Origin of the sequence: Alkalithermobacter thermoalcaliphilus JW-YL-7 = DSM 7308 (genome assembly GCA_001584565.1) — a bacterium.
Lineage (GTDB): Bacteria > Bacillota > Clostridia > Peptostreptococcales > Peptostreptococcaceae > Alkalithermobacter > Alkalithermobacter thermoalcaliphilus.
Genome location: LSFY01000001.1, coordinates 396889 through 417994 on the forward strand (window position 1 = coordinate 396889; position 21106 = coordinate 417994).

Annotated in this window: 15 protein-coding genes, 2 tRNA genes, 3 rRNA genes and 2 other annotated features; of the genes, 19 read left to right on the forward strand and 1 reads right to left on the reverse strand. The window is 35.4% G+C overall.

What is annotated here, in order from left to right:
• Positions 1-20: 20 nt before the first annotated feature.
• The 6 genes from JWYL7_RS02155 (at position 21) to thrS (ending at position 7392) form a co-directional block, all read left to right on the forward strand.
• Complete coding sequence (locus JWYL7_RS02155) at positions 21-1523, forward strand: ABC transporter ATP-binding protein (protein WP_416386120.1); 1503 nt, start codon at positions 21-23, stop codon at positions 1521-1523.
• Positions 1513-2577, forward strand: a complete 1065-nt coding sequence (locus tag JWYL7_RS02160; RefSeq protein ID WP_072280153.1) for an ABC transporter permease — start codon at positions 1513-1515, stop codon at positions 2575-2577. The genes JWYL7_RS02155 and JWYL7_RS02160 overlap by 11 nt, the downstream gene beginning before the upstream one ends.
• Complete coding sequence (locus JWYL7_RS02165) at positions 2570-3508, forward strand: ABC transporter permease (protein WP_066068267.1); 939 nt, start codon at positions 2570-2572, stop codon at positions 3506-3508. Before JWYL7_RS02160 ends, JWYL7_RS02165 begins: the two co-directional genes overlap by 8 nt.
• A 162-nt stretch (positions 3509-3670) precedes the next feature.
• The gene (ytxC, locus tag JWYL7_RS02170) at positions 3671-4468 is read left to right on the forward strand and encodes a putative sporulation protein YtxC (RefSeq protein WP_066068270.1); all 798 of its coding nucleotides are present in this window, start codon (positions 3671-3673) and stop codon (positions 4466-4468) included.
• A gap of 97 nt (positions 4469-4565) precedes the next feature.
• Positions 4566-5162 (forward strand): DUF445 domain-containing protein, encoded by a 597-nt coding sequence (locus JWYL7_RS02175; protein WP_149683729.1) that lies wholly within the window; start codon positions 4566-4568, stop codon positions 5160-5162.
• Between the two features lie 52 nt (positions 5163-5214).
• Positions 5215-5435, forward strand: a binding site (T-box leader).
• A gap of 43 nt (positions 5436-5478) precedes the next feature.
• Positions 5479-7392 carry a threonine--tRNA ligase gene (thrS, locus tag JWYL7_RS02180; RefSeq protein WP_066068273.1) on the forward strand — a complete coding sequence of 638 codons (1914 nt, stop codon included), beginning with the start codon at positions 5479-5481 and terminating at the stop codon, positions 7390-7392.
• Between the two features lie 10 nt (positions 7393-7402).
• On the opposite strand, the gene ftsH is transcribed toward thrS, so the two are convergent.
• Entirely contained in the window at positions 7403-8803 is a 1401-nt protein-coding gene (gene ftsH / locus JWYL7_RS02185) for an ATP-dependent zinc metalloprotease FtsH (protein ID WP_066068277.1), read from the reverse strand.
• A 143-nt stretch (positions 8804-8946) separates the two neighbouring features.
• Positions 8947-9083: a sequence feature (ribosomal protein L20 leader region), on the forward strand.
• Here ftsH and infC point away from each other — a divergent pair.
• The 13 genes from infC (at position 9059) to JWYL7_RS02250 (ending at position 21044) form a co-directional block, all read left to right on the forward strand.
• Positions 9059-9610, forward strand: coding sequence for a translation initiation factor IF-3 (gene infC / locus JWYL7_RS02190; RefSeq protein WP_334292119.1), 552 nt, complete (start codon positions 9059-9061; stop codon positions 9608-9610). Its footprint overlaps the feature before it by 25 nt.
• Positions 9611-9635: 25 nt before the next feature.
• Positions 9636-9833, forward strand: a complete 198-nt coding sequence (gene rpmI / locus JWYL7_RS02195; RefSeq protein ID WP_066068280.1) for a 50S ribosomal protein L35 — start codon at positions 9636-9638, stop codon at positions 9831-9833.
• 29 nt (positions 9834-9862) lie between these two features.
• Entirely contained in the window at positions 9863-10222 is a 360-nt protein-coding gene (rplT, locus tag JWYL7_RS02200; protein WP_066068283.1) for a 50S ribosomal protein L20, read from the forward strand.
• A gap of 119 nt (positions 10223-10341) precedes the next feature.
• Positions 10342-11481, forward strand: a complete 1140-nt coding sequence (locus JWYL7_RS02205) for an acyl-CoA dehydrogenase (RefSeq protein WP_066068286.1) — start codon at positions 10342-10344, stop codon at positions 11479-11481.
• Positions 11482-11503: 22 nt separating this feature from the next.
• The gene (locus JWYL7_RS02210; protein WP_066068289.1) at positions 11504-12286 is read left to right on the forward strand and encodes an electron transfer flavoprotein subunit beta/FixA family protein; all 783 of its coding nucleotides are present in this window, start codon (positions 11504-11506) and stop codon (positions 12284-12286) included.
• A gap of 18 nt (positions 12287-12304) precedes the next feature.
• Positions 12305-13315 carry an electron transfer flavoprotein subunit alpha/FixB family protein gene (locus JWYL7_RS02215; protein ID WP_066068293.1) on the forward strand — a complete coding sequence of 337 codons (1011 nt, stop codon included), beginning with the start codon at positions 12305-12307 and terminating at the stop codon, positions 13313-13315.
• Between the two features lie 153 nt (positions 13316-13468).
• Positions 13469-13542, forward strand: a tRNA-Gly gene (locus JWYL7_RS02220).
• Between the two features lie 133 nt (positions 13543-13675).
• Positions 13676-15291, forward strand: a 16S ribosomal RNA gene (locus JWYL7_RS02225).
• 51 nt (positions 15292-15342) lie between these two features.
• A tRNA-Ala gene (locus tag JWYL7_RS02230) sits at positions 15343-15418 on the forward strand.
• Between the two features lie 55 nt (positions 15419-15473).
• Positions 15474-18391 (forward strand): 23S ribosomal RNA (locus JWYL7_RS02235).
• Positions 18392-18449: 58 nt separating this feature from the next.
• Positions 18450-18566, forward strand: a 5S ribosomal RNA gene (rrf, locus tag JWYL7_RS02240).
• The 16S, 23S and 5S rRNA genes sit together here with 2 tRNA genes alongside, the layout of an rRNA operon.
• Positions 18567-18635: 69 nt before the next feature.
• The gene (uppS, locus tag JWYL7_RS02245; RefSeq protein WP_066068300.1) at positions 18636-19280 is read left to right on the forward strand and encodes a polyprenyl diphosphate synthase; all 645 of its coding nucleotides are present in this window, start codon (positions 18636-18638) and stop codon (positions 19278-19280) included.
• Positions 19281-19457: 177 nt separating this feature from the next.
• On the forward strand, positions 19458-21044 hold the full coding sequence (locus tag JWYL7_RS02250) for a methyl-accepting chemotaxis protein (RefSeq protein ID WP_066068302.1): 1587 nt from the start codon (positions 19458-19460) through the stop codon (positions 21042-21044).
• The last annotated feature ends 62 nt before the right edge of the window (positions 21045-21106 follow it).

Genomic DNA, 21106 nt, shown 5'->3' on the forward strand with positions numbered 1-21106 from the left:
TTACTCAAAAAGCGGTAGAGATGGTCAATATAACTAAAAAATTTGGAAACTTTGTAGCTAATGATAATATAAACTTAACAGTTCACAAAGGGGAAGTTCACGCTCTTTTAGGAGAAAATGGAGCGGGTAAGTCAACTCTTATGAATATACTTTACGGTCTTTACAAGCAGACATCGGGTGATATATACATATATGGAAAAAAGGTTAATATAGACAATCCTAATGTAGCTATCGCACATGGTATAGGAATGGTACACCAACATTTTATGTTAATACCTCCGTTTACCGTAGCTGAAAATATAATATTAGGAATGGAACCTACAAAGGGGCTTAACGTAATAGATATGCAAAAAGCCATCGAAGATGTAAGAGAAATATCTAAAAAATATAGTTTATATGTAGACCCACTAGCTAAGGTAGAAGATATTTCTGTTGGTATGCAACAAAGAGTAGAAATATTAAAAGCCTTATATAGGGGCGCTGAGATACTAATATTAGATGAACCTACAGCTGTGCTTACGCCTCAAGAAATAAAAGAATTAATTCAAATAATGAGAAACCTTACAAATGAAGGAAAATCTATAATATTAATAACACATAAATTAAAAGAGATTAAAGAAGCAGCAGACTTTTGTACAGTAATAAGAAGAGGAAAATATATAGATACAGTAGATGTATCAAAAACAACAGAAGATGAACTTGCATCTATGATGGTTGGTAGAGAAGTAAGTTTTAAAGTTGATAAAAAACCTATGATTCCTTCAGATGTTGTTTTAAGAGTAGATAGTTTAGTTGCAAAGGATAATAGAGGAATAAATGTTTTAGATGGTCTATCTTTAGAAGTTAGAAAAGGAGAAATTCTGGGGATTGCTGGGATTGATGGTAATGGACAATCAGAACTTGTTGAGGTTTTAACAGGTCTTAGACAAGCTGAAAGCGGAAGTGTTTATATAAATGGAAAAGAAGTAACTAACAAAACTCCAAGAGAAATATTTGAATCAGGAATTTGTAATATACCAGAAGATAGGCAAAAAAGAGGATTAGTTTTAGATTTTACAGTAGCAGAGAACATGATTTTAGAAAATTATGCTAAACCTCAATTTTCTAAGGGATTTAGACTTTTAGAAGAAAATATAAGTAAATTTGCAAAAGAGCTTATCGAAAAATTTGATGTAAGACCTAATGATGAAACATTAAAAGCAAGAGCTTTATCTGGAGGAAATCAACAAAAGATAATAATTGCAAGAGAAGTAACTAATGATCCAGATCTTTTAATAGCAACTCAACCTACTAGAGGGCTTGATGTTGGAGCGATTGAATTTGTTCATAAATCATTAGTTGAGCAGAGAAATAAAGGAAAAGCAGTACTTTTGGTATCATTAGAGTTAGATGAAGTTATGAGTGTATCGGATAGAATAGCTGTTATATATGAAGGAAAAATAGTAGGAATAGTAGATGCTAAAGAAGCAGATGAGAATGTATTAGGGCTTATGATGGCAGGAGGTGCTGAAGGTGAAAAGTAAAAAAATATTCAGCGATAAATTTATATATACAATAGTTTCTATATTTTTAGGATTTATAGTTGGTGGAATAGTTTTATCTTTAGCAGGATTTAATCCTTTCGAAGGATATGCGGTTATGATAAATGGCATATTTGGAGAAGTAAGATATATAGCATGGACAATAATTAGAGCTACTCCTTTAATTTTAACAGGATTATCAGTGGCTTTTGCCTTTAGAACTGGTCTTTTTAACATAGGTGCTGAAGGTCAATTTATAGTAGGAGCTTTAAGTGCGGCTTTAGTTGGATATTTTGTAAAACTTCCTGCTATCATACATATTCCGTTAACACTAATAAGTGGTTGTTTAGCAGGAGCATTGTGGGCTGTTATAGCAGGTTTTTTTAAAGCGAGATTTGGTGTTAATGAAGTTATATCAACTATAATGCTTAACTGGATAGCTCTTTATTTTCAAAACTATGTAGTAATGCTAGAAGGATTTAGAAAGCCAAACAGTGAGGCTTCTTATGATATTCAGGATACTGCAATGATAAATATAGATTGGCTAAGAAATATAGTAGGACCAGCTACTAGAGTAAACTGGGGAATTGTAATATCTTTAATTTTGGTAGTTTTGATAGCTTATATATTATATAAGACTGTTTTAGGTTTTGAACTTAGAGCTGTTGGATTTAATAAATATGCTGCAGAGTATGCAGGAATAAATGTAAATAAATCTATGATAACTTCTATGGCTATAGCGGGACTTTTAGCAGGAGCTGCAGGTGCTATGCATGTAATGGGAGTAACAAGAAGAGTAACGATATTAGCTGCTATGGAAGGATATGGATTTGATGGAATAGCTGTATCTTTAATAGGTAACAATACTCCTTTAGGTGTTGTTTTAGGAGCGTTGCTATTTGGTGGATTAAAGTATGGAGGAAGTAGACTTCAAACAATAGGAGCACCTACTGAAATCATAAATATAGTAATAGGGTCTATTATTTATTTTATAGCAGCTAGTAGACTAGTTAAGATATTAGTAGATAAAGTGAAGGGGGGAAAAGCTAATGCTTAAAAATATAGCTCTTATAATAAGTACAACACTTATGTATTCAACTCCCCTTATATTTGCTTCTTTGGGAGGAATATTCTCAGAAAGTGCTGGAGTTGTAAATATAGGTCTTGAGGGAATGATGACTATAGGTGCATTTGCAGGAGCTGCAACAGCAGTAATAACAGGAGATCCTTGGATTGCATTTTTAGTTGCAGGAATAGCTGGTGGTTTATTTGGGTTAATACACGCTATTGCTACTGTAACATTTAATGCTGACCATGTTGTATCTGGAATAGCTATAAACTTTTTAGCACCAGGACTTGCATTGTTTATATGTAGAGAATTATTTGATGGATCTACTATGACTCCTGCAATATCATTAAATAATAAAATGCCAAGACCACTAAATGGAATATTTGATCAAGGAAGCTTTCTTGATATAACTTTAAACACATATGCAACAGTTTATATAGCTTTTTTATTAGTTGCACTTACTTGGTTTATATTATATAAAACAAAACTTGGAATAAGAATAAGAGCTGTTGGAGAACATCCAAGAGCTGCAGATACACTAGGTATAAATGTATATAAAATAAAATATTTATGTGTAATATTATCAGGAGTACTTGCTGGATTAGGTGGAGCATCTATAAGTATTGCTATAGTTTCAACATTTAGACCTACTTTAATTTCAGGTCAAGGATTTATAGCATTGGCTGCAGTTATATTTGGTAAGTGGAAGCCTCAAGGAGCGATGTTAGCATCATTATTATTTGGTGCATCTACAGGTCTTGTTGTATTTTTAGGAGGACCAGATATAGGACTTGAAATATCCGAAAATATATTATCTATGGTTCCTTATATAATAACACTAATAGTTCTTATAGCTTTTGTAGGAAATTCAAATGGTCCAGCTGCAAATGGACTTCCTTACGAAAAAGGAGAAAGATAAAAAAACTGGCTTGTTTGCATGTTATGCAAACAAGCCAGTTTTTTTATCTAAATTTTCTAAAGGAAAACTTTGTTTATATAAATATTGAATTAAAAGAAATTAAAAAAGAAATAATAAATTTAATTAAGAATTGTTTATCTTGACTAGAAAGGAGTGACATACTTGGAATATATTTCGCTTGGCGTTATAGGTGATTATAAAGATTTTAATATAGAAAATATAAATTACTATGGCCTTGAAAAGAGGGTTTTTAAAAATGATGACTTTATACAGGTAGATATAATGGTTGAAGACGGAAAAAAAGATATCTGTAAAAAAGCTGTAGCACATCAGCTTACAGATATGATAATGGGTACTATAAAAAATAAACTTTTAAGGAAAGTTGTAGAACAAAGTTATAAAGATATATATTTAGATGAAATAAATAATATATATAATTATTGTTTACAAATATTTTCTGAAAAAGAAGAAATAATAAAGAAAATAGTGTTTGATAGAATACAAGATTATTTATCTGCAAATGATTATATGAATATAAATGGTTTTTTAAGATTTAGGTTAAGAGATTTTATAGATTACATGATAGAAATAAGTGATAAGGGATTAGAAAAGTATTTGATAGACAAGGATTACAAAGAATTTATTCAGCTTTTAAGATATTTTGTTCAGATACAAGATGAAAAAGAAGAAGTTTTGAAGATATACATAGAAGAGCACGGAAATTTCAAACTTTGTGATAAATACGATAGACCTTTTAAAAGTATTTATGTAGATGATATAATGCAACTGGCATTAAGAGAAAATATGAACTACGAAGATTTTCTTATAAGTACTCTTATAACTATATGTCCAAGAGAAATATTAATATATGACAAGTTAAACAATAATTTTTCAAGAGAAATTACAGAATTAATACAAGCTATTTTTGATGAAAAAGTTAAAATAAATTATGAGCATTAAAGGCTGTTGGGCCTTTTTCTTTTTTGATATTGATTTTAGATAAATATATATGATAATCTTTTTTATGGATTATATTATGGCAGTTAGGAGGAAGAAAATGCATCGAATACTGTTTTTAGGAGTCATAGGAGCTTTGATAGGATGGATAACTAATATTCTTGCTATAAAACTTATATTCAGACCGCTTAATCCCGTAAAAATTCCTATAATAAACTTTAAGATAGTTGGATTAATTCCAAAGAGAAGAAAAGAAATAGCATATACAATAGGAAATGTAGTAGAAAAAGAGCTATTATCTGTTGAGGAAATAATGGATAAAATAATACAAGGTGATGATAAAAAAAGGCTAGTTAAAATTATAAAACAAAAAATACTGCAAGTTGTAGATGAAAAAATGCCACCATTTATTCCTTCTACATTTAAAGTTATGATAACAGACTATATAGATAAGGTTATAGAGGAAGAAGCAGAAAAAATGATAACAAATTTAGGAGAAGAATTAATAAATAAAGCATCTTCTAGAATAAAAATTGCTAAAATGGTAGAAGATAAAATAAATGAGTTTGATTTAGAGAAATTAGAAGAAATAATATTACAAATAGCTCGAAAAGAATTAAAACACATAGAAATTTTAGGAGCTATTCTTGGATTGTTTATAGGAATAATACAAGGAATAATAATAATATATATATAAAATGATAGCTTGACAATTTAATTTTCAGAATATATAATTCTATAAAAATATATATTATGCGATGATAAGGAAGAGTAAGTTAGCCCCAATATCCAGAGAGAAAGTGCCTTAGGCTGAAAGCACTTTTATATATGACTAACTGAAAACTACCTTGGAGCAGAAGCTGAGTATTCTAATAAAGAAGAAAGGTTTTCGGATGACTACCTTACAGTCTAAGAGTGGGCAATATTTGCCAACTTGGGTGGAACCGCGAATGAAACTCTCGTCCCAAATATTTGGACGAGGGTTTTTTGTATTTAAGAAGGAGGGAATTGTTATGGAGAAAATAAATATAACTCTTAAAGATGGTTTTGTAAGACAAGTAGAAAAAGGACTATCTGTTTTTGAAGTAGCAAAAGGTATAAGTGAAGGGTTAGCAAGAAGTATTGTTGCAGCTCAGGTAAATGGTGAGACTGTAGATTTAGGATATGTATTAAATGAAGACTCAAGTTTAAATCTTTTAAAGTTTGATGATAAGGAAGGTAAAGAAGTATTTTGGCATACATCAGCCCATATTCTAGCTCAGGCTATTAAAAGACTATATAAAGATGCAAAGCTTGCAATAGGGCCTGCTATAGAAAATGGATTCTACTATGATATAGACTTAGATTACAGAATAACATCAGAGGATTTAGAAAAGATAGAATCTGAAATGAAAAAAATCGTTAAAGAAGATCTAGAAATAGAAAGATTTGAAATGGTAAAAGATGAAGCTATAAAATTTATGAAAGATAAAAATGAAGATTATAAAGTAGAGCTTATAAATGATCTTGAAGACGGTCAAGTAATATCTTTTTATAAACAAGGCGAGTTTGTAGACCTTTGTAGAGGGCCACATTTACCGTCAACTAAAAAGGTAAAAGCTATAAAGCTTTTAAGTGTAGCAGGAGCTTATTGGCGTGGAGATGAGAAAAATAAAATGCTACAAAGAATTTATGGAATATCATTTGAAAAAAATAAAGAGTTAGAAGAATATCTGAATATGCTAGAAGAAGCTAAAAAAAGAGATCATAGAAAACTAGGTAAAGAATTAGGGCTATTTACTATAATGGATGAGGGGCCAGGATTCCCGTTTTTCTTACCAAAAGGAATGGCTCTTAAAAATGAGCTTTTAAAGTTTTGGAGAGAAATTCATACAAAAGCAAACTATGTAGAAATAGAAACTCCTATTATATTAAATAGACAACTTTGGGAAACTTCAGGTCACTGGTATCATTATAGAGAAAATATGTATGCTTTAAAAATAGATGAAGAAGATTTTGCTATAAAACCTATGAACTGTCCAGGTGGAATGTTAGTTTATAAAACACAAATGCACTCATACAGAGATTTACCAATGAGAGTAGCAGAACTTGGAAGAGTTCACAGACATGAACTTTCAGGGGCATTACATGGGCTTATGAGAGTTAGATCATTTACTCAAGACGATGCACATATATTCATGACTCCAGAACAAATTAAAGATGAAATAAAGGGAGTAGCTAAATTAATAGATGAAATTTATAAAACTTTTGGATTTAAATATCATGTAGAACTTTCAACAAGACCAGAAGATTCAATGGGAACAGATGAAGAATGGGAAAGAGCAGAAAATGGATTAAAAGAAGCTTTAGAAGAACTAAACCTTCCTTATAAATTAAATGAAGGTGATGGAGCGTTTTATGGACCGAAAATAGATTTTCATTTACAAGATTGTCTAGGAAGAACATGGCAATGTGGAACTATCCAGCTAGATATGCAATTGCCACAAAAATTTGACTTAACTTATATCGGTAAAGATGGAGAAAAACATAGACCTGTAATGATACATAGGGTTGCATTTGGAAGTATTGAAAGATTTATAGGTATTTTAATAGAGCACTTTGCAGGTAAATTCCCATTATGGCTATCTCCTGTTCAGGTTAAGATTTTACCTATTTCAGATAAATATATAGATTATGCAAAACAGTTAAAAGATAAATTGTTTGAAAAGGGAATAAGAGTAGAGCTTGATGATAGATCAGAAAAAATAGGATATAAAATAAGAGAAGCTCAACTTGAAAAAGTTCCATATATGTTGATAATAGGAGAAAAAGAAGTAGAAAATAATGAAGTTTCAGTTCGTTCTAGAGATAAGGGAGAAATAGGATCTGTAAAAGCAGATGAATTTATACAAAATGTTGTTAAAGAATATAAAGATAGAACAATGTAATAAAAGAGCCTTAACTTAAGGCTCTTTTTAGTATTTTGCATAAATCATCATTTGTTAATGTTTCGTGTTCATATAAGTAATTAGATACCATATGAAGTTCTTCGATTTGGTCTTTTAAAATTTGAACAACTTCATCATAACACTGGTTCATTATTGAGTTTATTTCTTTTTGAATTTTATCAATCATAAAAGCTTTGAAATTAGAGTCTATAGTCATATTTCCTAAAGAGCTCATTCCATATTCGCAAACCATTTGAGTAGCTATTTGAGTTATTTTATTAAGATCATCTTTAGCACCAGTAGAAGTGTGGTTAAATATTAAATCTTCAGCTGCTTTTCCACCAAATAAAACTTTTATTTTGTTCATCAAATCTTCTTTTGTATATATATATCTATCTTCATCAGGAAGCTGAAGTACATACCCTAAAGCTTGACCACGAGGAATTATAGATATTTTTTGAATAGGATCTGTATTTAATGTATTACTAACTAAAGCATGACCGGCTTCGTGGTAAGAAACTATTCGTTTTTCCTTTTCTATTAATTTACTGTTTTTACTTTCAAGTCCTGCCACTATTCTTTCAATAGCTTTATCAAAGTGAACTTTATTTATTTGTGAGCATCCTTCTCTTACTGCAATTATTGCAGATTCATTTGCTATATTTGCAAGGTGGGCACCGCTAAGACCATGTGTTTTTCGAGCAATTTCTTCTAAATCAACTTCAGAAGATAAAGGTTTATCTTTAGTATGAACCTTTAGTATTTCATATCTTGTAGAATAATTTGGATTACCTATATATATATGTCTATCAAATCTACCTGGTCTAGTAAGAGCCTCGTCTAATAGATCTAGTCTGTTAGTTGCACCGATTATTATTACATTAGAATCTTTATTAAAACCATCCATTTCAACAAGAAGTTGATTTAATGTCTGATCTTTTTCGTTATTACTTTCTAAATGTCTCTTAGCTCCTATTGCATCTATTTCATCTATAAATATAATACTGGGAGCTTCTTTTCTTGCTTTTTCAAATAAAGTTCTAACTCGTTTTGCACCTACGCCTACGTATTTTTCTACAAATTCTGAACCAGTTGTGTTAAAAAAAGCTGAATTGCTTTCTCCTGCTACAGATGCAGCAAGAAGAGTCTTTCCTGTTCCAGGAGGACCGTAAAATAAAATACCCTTTGGAACTTTAGCTCCCATTTTTCTATACTTATCAGGGTTTTTGATAAAATCTACTACTTCAACTAGTTCTTCTTTTACTTCATCAAGCCCAGCTACATCTTGAAATGTAGTCTTTGGCTTTGTAAAAGAAGCATCTTCGCTAGTAGAATCTTTTTCCATTTTACTTTGATTAAACGCAAATACAGGTATTTTGAACCTTTTTATAAGGTTTTTGAAAGCTTTCATTGTATGCACCTCTTTAGATGGTTTATTTGTATTATGTCTTTATTTTTTCCCTTATTATGATAAATATTAGTTAATAATTTTTCCATTTCCAGTTTAAAAAAATATTGACACAAAAAAAATAAAATGATATACTAAGTTCATGTGAAATCAAGTAGAAGTTATCCGCTTCTCACCTTGCGACAAAGTTGTAAGGTTAATAGCTAAGTTCAAGATCGATGTTCTTAGTTAAAGTGTGCTTATTTTAGCGGATAGCTTGTGCTGTCCGCTTTTATTTTTTCGTATCACTGGAGGTGCGTTGTTATTAAAGAAGTACAAATAAATGAACAAATAAGAGATAAAGAAGTAAGAGTAATACTATATACTGGAGAACAACTTGGAATAATGTCAGCTAGAGAAGCTCAAATGATTGCAAATGAGAAGAATCTAGACTTAGTAAAAATATCTCCTAATGCAAATCCGCCTGTTTGTAAGATAATGGATTTTGGAAAATACAAATATGAACAAGCAAAGAGAGAAAAAGAGTCTAAGAAAAAACAAAAAACTATAACAGTTAAAGAAATAAGATTAAGACCTGTTATAGAAGAACACGATTTAACTACTAAGGCAAATCAGGCTATCAAATTCTTGTCAAAAGGAGATAAGGTAAAAGTAGAAGTTAGATTCAGAGGAAGAGAGCTAGGACATAAAGACATAGGGTTTCAAGTTGTAAATAGATTTTTAGAAATGGTTAAAGATGCTGGTGTAGCAGATAAAGCACCTAGATTTGAAGGAAATAATATAGTTGTAATATTAGATCCAAAGAAGTAACAATATCTGAGAGGAGGAAATTAATATGCCAAAAATGAAAACACATAAAGGAGCAGCTAAGAGATTTAAAGCTACAGCTACTGGTAAACTAAAAAGAAGTAAAGCATTCAGAAGACACATACTAACTAAGAAGACTGCTAAGACAAAAATGAACCTTAGAAAGTCAGGATTAGTAAGTGCAGGAGATGCTAGAAGAATAGCTACGTTACTACCATATATATAATAATTGTATAGAAAAAGGAGGTTACAACAATGGCAAGAGTAAAAAAAGCAGTTAATGCTCGTAAAAAACATAAAAAAATATTAAAACTTGCAAAAGGTTTTAGAGGAGCAAGAAGTAAATTATTTAGACCAGCTAATGAATTTGTAATGAAAGCTTTAAGACATGCTTATGTAGGTAGAAAGCTTAAAAAGAGAGATTTCAGAAAACTTTGGATACAAAGAATAAACGCTGGAGCTAGAATGAATGGTTTATCTTATTCTAGATTCATAAATGGATTAAAATTAGCTGGAATTAATATAAATAGAAAAATGTTAGCAGAAATGGCTATAAACGATCCAGAAGGATTCAAGCAATTAGTAGAAACAGCAAAACAAAAAATAAGTGCATAATAGATCAAATAAAGTTCCTAACTTTTAGGGACTTTATTTTTTTGTAATTAACTCAAAAGTACAAGCATACAATTTACTGAAGTATAAATATTATATGTTAAAAATTTGGGGGAGATAGAATGGATTTTTGCTTTTCAAAAGAACATTTAATGCTTAAAAATATGTATGAAGAATTTGCAAAAAATGAAGTCAAGCCATATGCTAGTGAAGTTGATGAAAAAGAAATGTTTCCTGTTGAAACTGTAAAAAAACTTTCTAAATATGGCTTTTTAGGGATACCTTTTCCTAAAGAATATGATGGTCAAGGTGGGGACAATCTAGCTTATGTAATGGCTGTTGAGGAGTTATCAAAAGTATGTGCAACTACAGGGGTTATAGTTTCAGCTCACACATCTTTATGTGCAAATCCTATATATGAATTCGGAACACAAGAGCAAAAGCAAAAATATCTAGTTCCATTAGTTAAAGGAGAAAAAATAGGAGCATTCGGATTGACTGAGCCTAACGCAGGAACAGACGCATCAGCTCAACAAACAACTGCAGTTTTAGAAGGAGATCATTATGTATTAAATGGATCTAAAATATTTATAACAAATGCAGGATACGCTCAAATTTACATAGTAATGGCTATGACAGATAAAGGTAAAGGAACTAAAGGAATATCAGCTTTTATTGTTGAAGCAGATACTCCTGGATTTACAATAGGAAAAAAAGAATTAAAACTTGGTATTAGAGGATCGTCAACCTGTGAGCTTATATTTGAAAACTGCAAAATACCTAAGGAAAACTTATTAGGAAAAGAGGGTCAAGGATTTAAAATAGCAATGAAAACGTTGGACGGAGGAAGAATTGGAATAGCTGCACAAGCGCTTGGTATAGCTCAAGGGGCAATAGATGAAACTATAAAATACGTAAAAGAAAGAAGACAGTTTGGAAGAAGAATTGCAGATTTTCAAAATACACAATTTCAACTAGCTGATATGCAAACTAAAGTAGACGCAGCAAGACTTTTAGTATATAAAGCTGCTATAAATAAAGATAAAAAATTGCCTTATTCAAAAGAAGCTGCAATGGCAAAATTGTTTGCATCTGAAGTAGCTATGGAAATTACAACAAAGGCTGTACAGTTACATGGAGGTTACGGATATACTAGAGAGTATCCTGTTGAAAGGATGATGAGAGATGCAAAAATTACAGAGATATACGAAGGAACTTCTGAAGTTCAAAAGATGGTAATAGCATCTCACATATTAAAATAGAAAAATACTAGGGGGGTTTTTTATGAATATAGTAGTTTGTATAAAGCAAGTTCCGGATACTACAGAAGTTAGATTAGATCCAAAGACAGGAACATTAATAAGGGATGGAGTTCCTAGCATAATAAATCCTGATGATAAAAGTGGTCTAGAAGCTGCTTTAAGACTTAAAGATGAATTTGGAGCACATGTTACTGTAATAAGTATGGGCCCATTGCAAGCAGAAGCAGCCTTAAGAGAGGCTTTAGCTATGGGAGCTGATAGAGCAATTTTACTTACAGATAAATTATTTGCAGGAGCTGATACGTGGGCAACATCATCTACATTAGCAGGAGCGTTAAAAGAACTTGATTATGATTTAATAATAGCAGGAAGACAGGCTATAGATGGAGATACAGCTCAAGTTGGACCTCAAATAGCAGAGCACCTAAACTTACCTCATGTAAGTTATGTAGAAAATCTAAAAAAAGAAGATGATCATCTAATACTTAAGAGAGTATTTGAAGATAGATATCATCTAATAAAGGTAAAAATGCCTTGTCTTATAACTACATTAAAAGAAATGAATACACCAAGATATATGTCTGTAAGAGGCATATTTGATGCATATAGAGAAAAAGAAGTTGAAGTTTGGAATTTTAAAGATATCGACGTGGATATCGAAAATGTAGGACTTAAAGGATCTCCTACTAAAGTTAAAAAATCATTTACAAAGGGAGCAAAAACAGCAGGAAAGGTATTTGAGGTTACTCCAAAAGAAGGGGCAAAAATAATTATAGAGAAGCTAAAAGAAAAATATATAATATGATTTTGTGGGGGGATAAACTTGAAAATTTCAGATTATAGTGGAGTTTGGGTATTTATAGAGCAAAGAGATTGTAATATACATAAAGTAGGAATTGAATTATTAGGAAAAGGAAGAGAAATAGCAGATAAATTAGGAGAAAAACTTACAGCGGTATTAGTTGGTTATAATGTAGAAAATAAAGCTGAAGAATTAATACATTATGGAGCAGATCATGTTATAGTAGTTGAAAATGAAAAATTAGACATATATATGACAAAACCATATACAAAGGTGCTTTCAAATTTAGTAAATGATAGAAAGCCAAATGTATTTTTGATAGGGGCTACAGCTATAGGAAGAGATTTAGCTCCGAGGATTGCAGCTAGAGTAAGAACTGGTCTTACAGCAGACTGTACAAGTATAGATGTAGAAGAAAATACAACAAATATATTAATGACAAGACCTGCATTTGGTGGTAATATAATGGCTACAATAATATGTCCTGACCACAGACCTCAAATGTCAACCGTAAGACCTGGAGTTATGAAGAAACCAGAAAAAGATGAAACAAGAAGTGGGATTATAGAAAAAATTGATATTTCTATAGAAAAAGAAGATATAGATGTAGAAATATTAAGTGTAGTAAAAGAAGAAAAAAATAAGATAAATATAGAAGATGCTAATGTATTAGTATCAGCGGGAAGAGGAATAGGAAAAAAAGAGAACTTACATAAATTAAGTGAACTTGCAAAGCTTCTTTCGGGAACGGTATCAGGATCACGTGCTGTAGTAGATGCTGGATGGATAGAAAAAAATAATCAAGTAGGGCAAACCGGTAAAACTGTAAGACCTAATCTTTATATAGCATGTGGAATATCAGGAGCTATACAACATATTGTAGGTATGGAAGAGTCAGAATTTATAGTTGCTATAAATAATAATCCAGATGCTCCTATATTTGAAGTAGCTGATGTTGGTATAGTTGCAGATGCAAACCAAGTGGTATTATCATTGATAGATGAATTAAAGAAAGAAAAAAATATAAGTTAAACCAAGCAAACGAAGGAGATTTAAGACGCCCTTGAGACTTTAATCAAAGAAAGCTTTTTGAAATTGCAAAAAGCTTTCTTTTTGCAAAAAAATATATTGACACTTCTTAAACTTCATGATATATTATTACACGTGCCAGACACAAGAGAATATGCGGGTGTAGCTCAGTGGTAGAGTTCCGGCCTTCCAAGCCGGCTGCGAGGGTTCGATCCCCTTCACCCGCTCCAAAAAATAACAATAAAAAAAGTGTTGACTCACATTTGAAAAGATGATATATTATTACTTGTCGCTAAGACAAACGAAAATGAACTTTGAAAATTAAACAGCAGGTAATTAAGCCAGTTACTAAATATAAAAGTTATATTTGAGAGTTTGATCCTGGCTCAGGATGAACGCTGGCGGCGTGCCTAACACATGCAAGTCGAGCGGAGGCAATACTTAACATTGAGTATTTATCTAAAAAGATTATCAGCTAGCCGCGTCAAGCACGCGATAGCGAGCTTTACGCAAAATAAAGCATAACACATGATGAGTATTGAATGTTAAGTATTGCCTCAGCGGCGGACGGGTGAGTAACGCGTGGGTAACCTGCCCTGTACACTTGGATAACACACCGAAAGGTGTGCTAATACAAGATGATATCAAAGGAAGGCATCTTCTTTTGATCAAAGCTTTTGCGGTACAGGATGGGCCCGCGTCCCATTAGCTAGTTGGTGGGGTAACGGCCTACCAAGGCGACGATGGGTAGCCGACCTGAGAGGGTGATCGGCCACACTGGAACTGAGACACGGTCCAGACTCCTACGGGAGGCAGCAGTGGGGAATATTGCACAATGGGCGAAAGCCTGATGCAGCAACGCCGCGTGAACGATGAAGGCCTTCGGGTCGTAAAGTTCTGTCCTTGAGGAAGAATTCTGACGGTACTCAAGGAGGAAGCCCCGGCTAACTACGTGCCAGCAGCCGCGGTAATACGTAGGGGGCTAGCGTTATCCGGAATTACTGGGCGTAAAGGGTGCGTAGGCGGCCCTTCAAGTCAGAGGTGAAAGGCTACGGCTCAACCGTAGTAAGCCTTTGAAACTGTTGGGCTTGAGTGCAGGAGAGGAGAGTGGAATTCCCAGTGTAGCGGTGAAATGCGTAGATATTGGGAGGAACACCAGTTGCGAAGGCGGCTCTCTGGACTGCAACTGACGCTGAGGCACGAAAGCGTGGGGAGCAAACAGGATTAGATACCCTGGTAGTCCACGCCGTAAACGATGAGTGCTAGGTGTCGGGAGTTACCCCTCTCGGTGCCGTAGTTAACGCATTAAGCACTCCGCCTGGGGAGTACGCTCGCAAGAGTGAAACTCAAAGGAATTGACGGGGACCCGCACAAGCAGCGGAGCATGTGGTTTAATTCGAAGCAACGCGAAGAACCTTACCTAGGCTTGACATCCCTTAGGCAGCTCCTTAATCGGAGCCTTCCCTTCGGGGACTGAGGTGACAGGTGGTGCATGGTTGTCGTCAGCTCGTGTCGTGAGATGTTGGGTTAAGTCCCGCAACGAGCGCAACCCTTACTTTTAGTTGCCAGCATTAAGTTGGGCACTCTAAAGGGACTGCCGAGGATAACTCGGAGGAAGGTGGGGATGACGTCAAATCATCATGCCCCTTATGCCTAGGGCTACACACGTGCTACAATGGCCAGTACAGAGGGCTGCAAGGTCGTGAGGCTGAGCTAATCCCTTAAAGCTGGTCTCAGTTCGGATTGCAGGCTGAAACTCGCCTGCATGAAGCTGGAGTTGCTAGTAATCGCGGATCAGAATGCCGCGGTGAATACGTTCCCGGGTCTTGTACACACCGCCCGTCACACCATGGGAGTCGGGGGCACCCGAAGTCAGCTACCTAACCGCAAGGAGGGGGCTGCCGAAGGTGAAATCGATGACTGGGGTGAAGTCGTAACAAGGTAGCCGTATCGGAAGGTGCGGCTGGATCACCTCCTTTCTAAGGAGTTTTACCTGCTGTTTAGTTTTCAGCGTTCATTGCTGAAAACGTGGGGATGTAGCTCAGCTGGGAGAGCACCTGCCTTGCACGCAGGGGGTCAGGAGTTCGATCCTCCTCATCTCCACCAATTAGCACTTAGTTAAAGTGCTTTAGCACTTTGAAAATTGCATAGCATTATAGCTGGTCAAGTTATTAAGGGCGCAGGGCGGATGCCTTGGCACCAAGAGCCGATGAAGGACGTGGTAAGCTGCGATAAGCTTCGGGGAGGTGCAAGCAACCTTTGATCCGGAGATTTCCGAATGGGGAAACCCACCTAGAGTAATGTCTAGGTATCCTTAGATGAATACATAGTCTAAGGAGGGGAACCAGGGGAACTGAAACATCTAAGTACCCTGAGGAAGAGAAAGAAAATTCGATTCCCTAAGTAGCGGCGAGCGAAAGGGGATTAGCCCAAACCTATAAAGCTTCGCTTTGTAGGGGTTGCGGATATGCTCTTTAGAAAGTTAGTAGTGTAGTCGAAGAGGTCTGGAAAGGCCCACCACAGAAGGTAACAGTCCTGTAGATTAAACACGAAACCTTTTGAGCATACTCCAGAGTACCACGGGACACGTGAAACCCTGTGGGAAGCAGGGGGGACCACCCCCCAAGGCTAAATACTACTTGGTGACCGATAGCGCATAGTACCGTGAGGGAAAGGTGAAAAGAACCCCGGGAGGGGAGTGAAATAGAACCTGAAACCCTGTGCCTACAAGCTGTGGAAGCACATTTTTAGTGTGACCGCGTACTTTTTGTAGAACGGGCCAACGAGTTACGGTAAGTAGCAAGGTTAAGGACTTAAGGTCTGGAGCCGCAGCGAAAGCGAGTCTTAAATGGGCGTTTTAGTTACTTGCCGTAGACCCGAAACCAGGCGACCTACCCATGGACAGGATGAAGCGAAAGTAAAATTTCGTGGAGGTCCGAACCCACGCACGTTGAAAAGTGCGGGGATGAGCTGTGGGTAGCGGTGAAATTCCAATCGAGCTTGGAGATAGCTGGTTCTCCCCGAAATAGCTTTAGGGCTAGCCTCGAGCTTAGAGAAAAGGAGGTAGAGCACTGACTGTCCTAGGGGCCCTTTGGGTTACCGAAGACTATCAAACTCCGAATGCCTTATTCTTTTGCTCGGGAGTCAGACTATGGGTGATAAGATTCATAGTCAAGAGGGAAACAGCCCAGACCGTCAGCTAAGGTCCCTAAGTATGAGTTAAGTGGAAAAGGATGTGGGATTGCACAGACAACCAGGATGTTGGCTTAGAAGCAGCCATTCATTTAAAGAGTGCGTAATAGCTCACTGGTCGAGTGATCCTGCGCCGAAAATTACCGGGGCTAAAACTCATCACCGAAGCTACGGCATCCGTAAGGATGGGTAGGGGAGCATTCTCTAAGGGCTGAAGCTAAACCGTAAGGATTAGTGGACTTTAGAGAAGAGAGAATGTTGGCATGAGTAGCGAGACGTGGGTGAGAATCCCACGGGCCGAAAACCTAAGGTTTCCTGAGGAAGGTTCGTCCGCTCAGGGTTAGTCGGGACCTAAGCCGAGGCCAATTGGCGTAGGCGATGGACAACAGGTTGAGATTCCTGTACCACCAATTACCGTTTGAGGGATGGGATGACGCAGAAGGATAGGCTATCCTACCGCTGGTCGCGTAGGTCCAAGCATCAAGGGAGTTAAGATAGGCAAATCCGTCTTAACATATCCTAAGGTGTGATGGGGAGCGAATTTAAGTAGCGAAGTAGCTGATTTCATGCTGCCAAGAAAAGTCTCTACCGAGGTAAGAGGTGCCCGTACCGCAAACCGACACAGGTAGGTGAGGAGAGAATCCTAAGGCCAGCGAGAGAACCCTTGTTAAGGAACTCGGCAAAATGACCCCGTAACTTCGGGAGAAGGGGTGCCTCGTTAGGGTGTATGCCCGAGGAGGCCGCAGAGAATAGGCCCAAGCGACTGTTTACCAAAAACACAGGTCTCTGCTAAATCGAAAGATGATGTATAGGGGCTGACGCCTGCCCGGTGCTGGAAGGTTAAGGGGATGTGTTAGCTTTTGCGAAGCACTGAACTTAAGCCCCAGTAAACGGCGGCCGTAACTATAACGGTCCTAAGGTAGCGAAATTCCTTGTCGGGTAAGTTCCGACCCGCACGAAAGGCGTAACGATTTGGGCACTGTCTCAACAAGGGACTCGGTGAAATTGTAATTCCAGTGAAGATGCTGGATACCTGCGACAGGACGGAAAGACCCCATGGAGCTTTACTGTAGCTTGACATTGGATCTTGATACTACATGTACAGGATAGGTGGGAGGCCAAGAAGCCGGGACGCCAGTTTCGGTGGAGCCATCCTTGGGATACCACCCTTGTAGTATTGGGATTCTAACCACAGGCCGTGAATCCGGTCTTGGGACACTGTCAGGTGGGCAGTTTGACTGGGGCGGTCGCCTCCTAAAAAGTAACGGAGGCGCCCAAAGGTTCCCTCAGCACGGTCGGAAATCGTGCATAGAGTGTAAAGGCAAAAGGGAGCTTGATTGCAAGACATACAGGTCGAGCAAGGACGAAAGTCGGGCTTAGTGATCCGGTGGTACCGAGTGGAAGGGCCATCGCTCAACGGATAAAAGCTACCCTGGGGATAACAGGCTGATCTCCCCCAAGAGTCCACATCGACGGGGAGGTTTGGCACCTCGATGTCGGCTCATCACATCCTGGGGCTGTAGTAGGTCCCAAGGGTTGGGCTGTTCGCCCATTAAAGTGGTACGCGAGCTGGGTTCAGAACGTCGTGAGACAGTTCGGTCCCTATCCGTCGCAGGCGTAGGAAATTTGAGAGGAGCTGTCCTTAGTACGAGAGGACCGGGATGGACATACCTCTGGTGCACCAGTTGTCACGCCAGTGGCACAGCTGGGTAGCTATGTATGGACTGGATAAGCGCTGAAAGCATCTAAGCGCGAAGCCACCCTCAAGATAAGATTTCCCACTTTTTAAGGTAAGACCCCAAGAAGACTACTTGGTTGATAGGCTCAAGGTGTAAGCGCAGTAATGTGTTTAGCTTATGAGTACTAATAGGTCGAGGACTTGACCAAAAATGCTATGCAGTTTTGAATGTGCTAATATAAAAGTACAAAGTAAATTAAAAGATTATGTGGTTACTATAGCAAGGAGGATACACCTGTTCCCATTCCGAACACAGAAGTTAAGCTCCTTTGCGCCGATGGTACTTGGAGGGAAGCCTCCTGGGAGAGTAGGACGTAGCCACATAATCTTTTTTTGTGTATGTACACCTCTTTACATGGCAATAATAATTTGAATAAATAAGGAGGTGTTTATATGAGAATTCCTAAACATATAGGGGTTATACCAGATGGAAACAGAAGATGGGCAGTAAATAATGGGATGACAAAGGAAATGGGATATGATAAAGGATTAGATCCAGGGCTTGAGTTGTTTAGACTATGTAAAGATGCAGGGGTAAAGGAAATTACATACTATGGATTTACTACAGATAATACTAAAAGGCCTAAAATGCAGGTAATGGCATTTACTAAGGCATGTGTAGATGCAGTTAATATGTTATCTAAAGAAGATGCGCAGCTTCTTGTAGTTGGAAATTCAGAATCTCCTATGTTTCCAAAAGAATTACTTCCCTATACTGAAAGAAGAAAATTTGGAAGTGGACAAATAAAGGTTAATTTTTTAGTTAATTATGGATGGCATTGGGATCTTAATAATGTAAATAATGAGAAAGTAAGTAGCAAAGGTGAACTCCATAACTATCTAAAATCATCTGATGTATCTAGAATAGATTTAGTAATAAGATGGGGTGGTAGAAGAAGATTAAGTGGTTTTCTTCCGGTTCAAACTGTATATTCTGACTTTTATGTGGTAGATGACTACTGGCCTGATTTCAAACCTGATCACTTTTATGATGCTCTTAAATGGTATGGCAAACAAGATATAACTTTAGGGGGATAATAATTATTATTTTGGCTCTTTATCAACAGATTAGATTGGACTCATTGTAATCCTGTCTAGCTATTGGATAGAGCCTTTTTCTATATAGACTATGTTGAAATTTATATAAGAAAGATATAAAATTAAACTAAACTTATATTAATGAATTTTTAAACTTATGGACAGGGGGATAAGGTAGTGAAAAATGTAAGTATTTTGTTAGGTTCATTATTGTGTACAGTTATTATTTATTTCTTAAAGAATTTTGAAGGAATATATTTTGCTTTAGCTGTATTTATAATCCTTTTGTTAGCAAATATAGCATTCAATATTAAATTTAAAGAAAATAGCGAGGATCTAATAAAATCTGAGATGCTAAAGCAAAGAAATCTCAATCAAAAATTTACAGATAAATTAGGTAAGTTAGGAGAGAACCTAAATGCTTTCTTACATGATGTAAGAATAATAATAGGAAATGTATATTCCTTTTCGCAAAGACTTAGCGAAAATACAAATGTAATATCCCAAAATATATATAATAATTCTTTAACTTTTGAAGAAATATGTACATCTATAGAAGATTTATCAAAAACAATTGAGTCTCAAACAGAAGAAATTAAGAAAGTAGAAGATGCATCTGATAAGCTATTTGAATTTGCAAATATGTCTAAAGATAATTCTCAAAGGGCTATAAATGAAGTTGAGAATATGAATGAAACTGTAGAAAAGAGCAAGGAAGTTTTTATAAAGGTTATAGAGCTTTTAAAGTATAGTAAAGATGTTGGAAATGATATGTCAAATGAAATAGTAAACCTTACTTATCAAATAAAAGACATATACAATATAACAAGTGAAGTTGAAAACATTTCAAAGAAAACAAACCTTTTAGCGCTAAATGCAGCCATAGAAGCAGCAAGAGCAGGAGAATCAGGAAAGGGATTTGCTGTTGTAGCAGAAGAAATAAGAAAACTTGCAGTTCAGTCATCTGATTCTGTAAAGAAAATATCTGACATAATAAACTCTGTAACAGAAAAAATAATGGGCATATCAAATAAATTTCAAGATGAAATAAATCTTATAAACAAAGATATAGATATAGCAGATAAATCTGTACTTTCGTTAGATAGTATATATAATAAGTCTGAACAGGTAATAGAGGATGTCAAAAATATATATGACAAATCCGTACAACAATTAGAACTAGCTAAAAATGTAAATAAAATTATAAAAGATTTTACTTATGTAGTTGATACAACAAATAAAGTTTCTTTAGAGATAAGCGAAAGAAGTATGCAACATTCTTCAGCTATACAATCTATTGCGTCATCGATTTCAGAACTTGAAAATATGTCTCAGGATACATTTGAATATATGAGAAGATATCTAGATAGCTTTAAGATTACTAACGAAATGGAAGAAAGAATAAAAGAAGCTTTTAAAGTTCTAAAAGATATATCTAAAAACAAAAACATTTTAGAAAAGTCGTATGGAGCTAATTTTAGAAGAAAACTAAAGGAAATAATACAATCAAAATCTTATTTTGAGGTAATTTGTGCTTTGAATAAAGAAGGGTATAGTGCTGTTTCAAATTTAGATGAAGAAGATTTTGTGCAAAACTTTAAACATAGAAAATATTTTAAAGAAGGTATTATTGGAAAGGAATTTAGATCAAAGCCATATATTTCTACAGATACAGGAAATTATTGTGTAGCTATTTCTGTTCCTATAAAAGATGAAAAAAGCAATATAATTGGAGTGCTCATGGCAGATGTTATCTTAAGTTAATATTATAGAGCAAAAATTGAGCATTGACACATTAATTTGTACATGTTACCATTTATCTATGA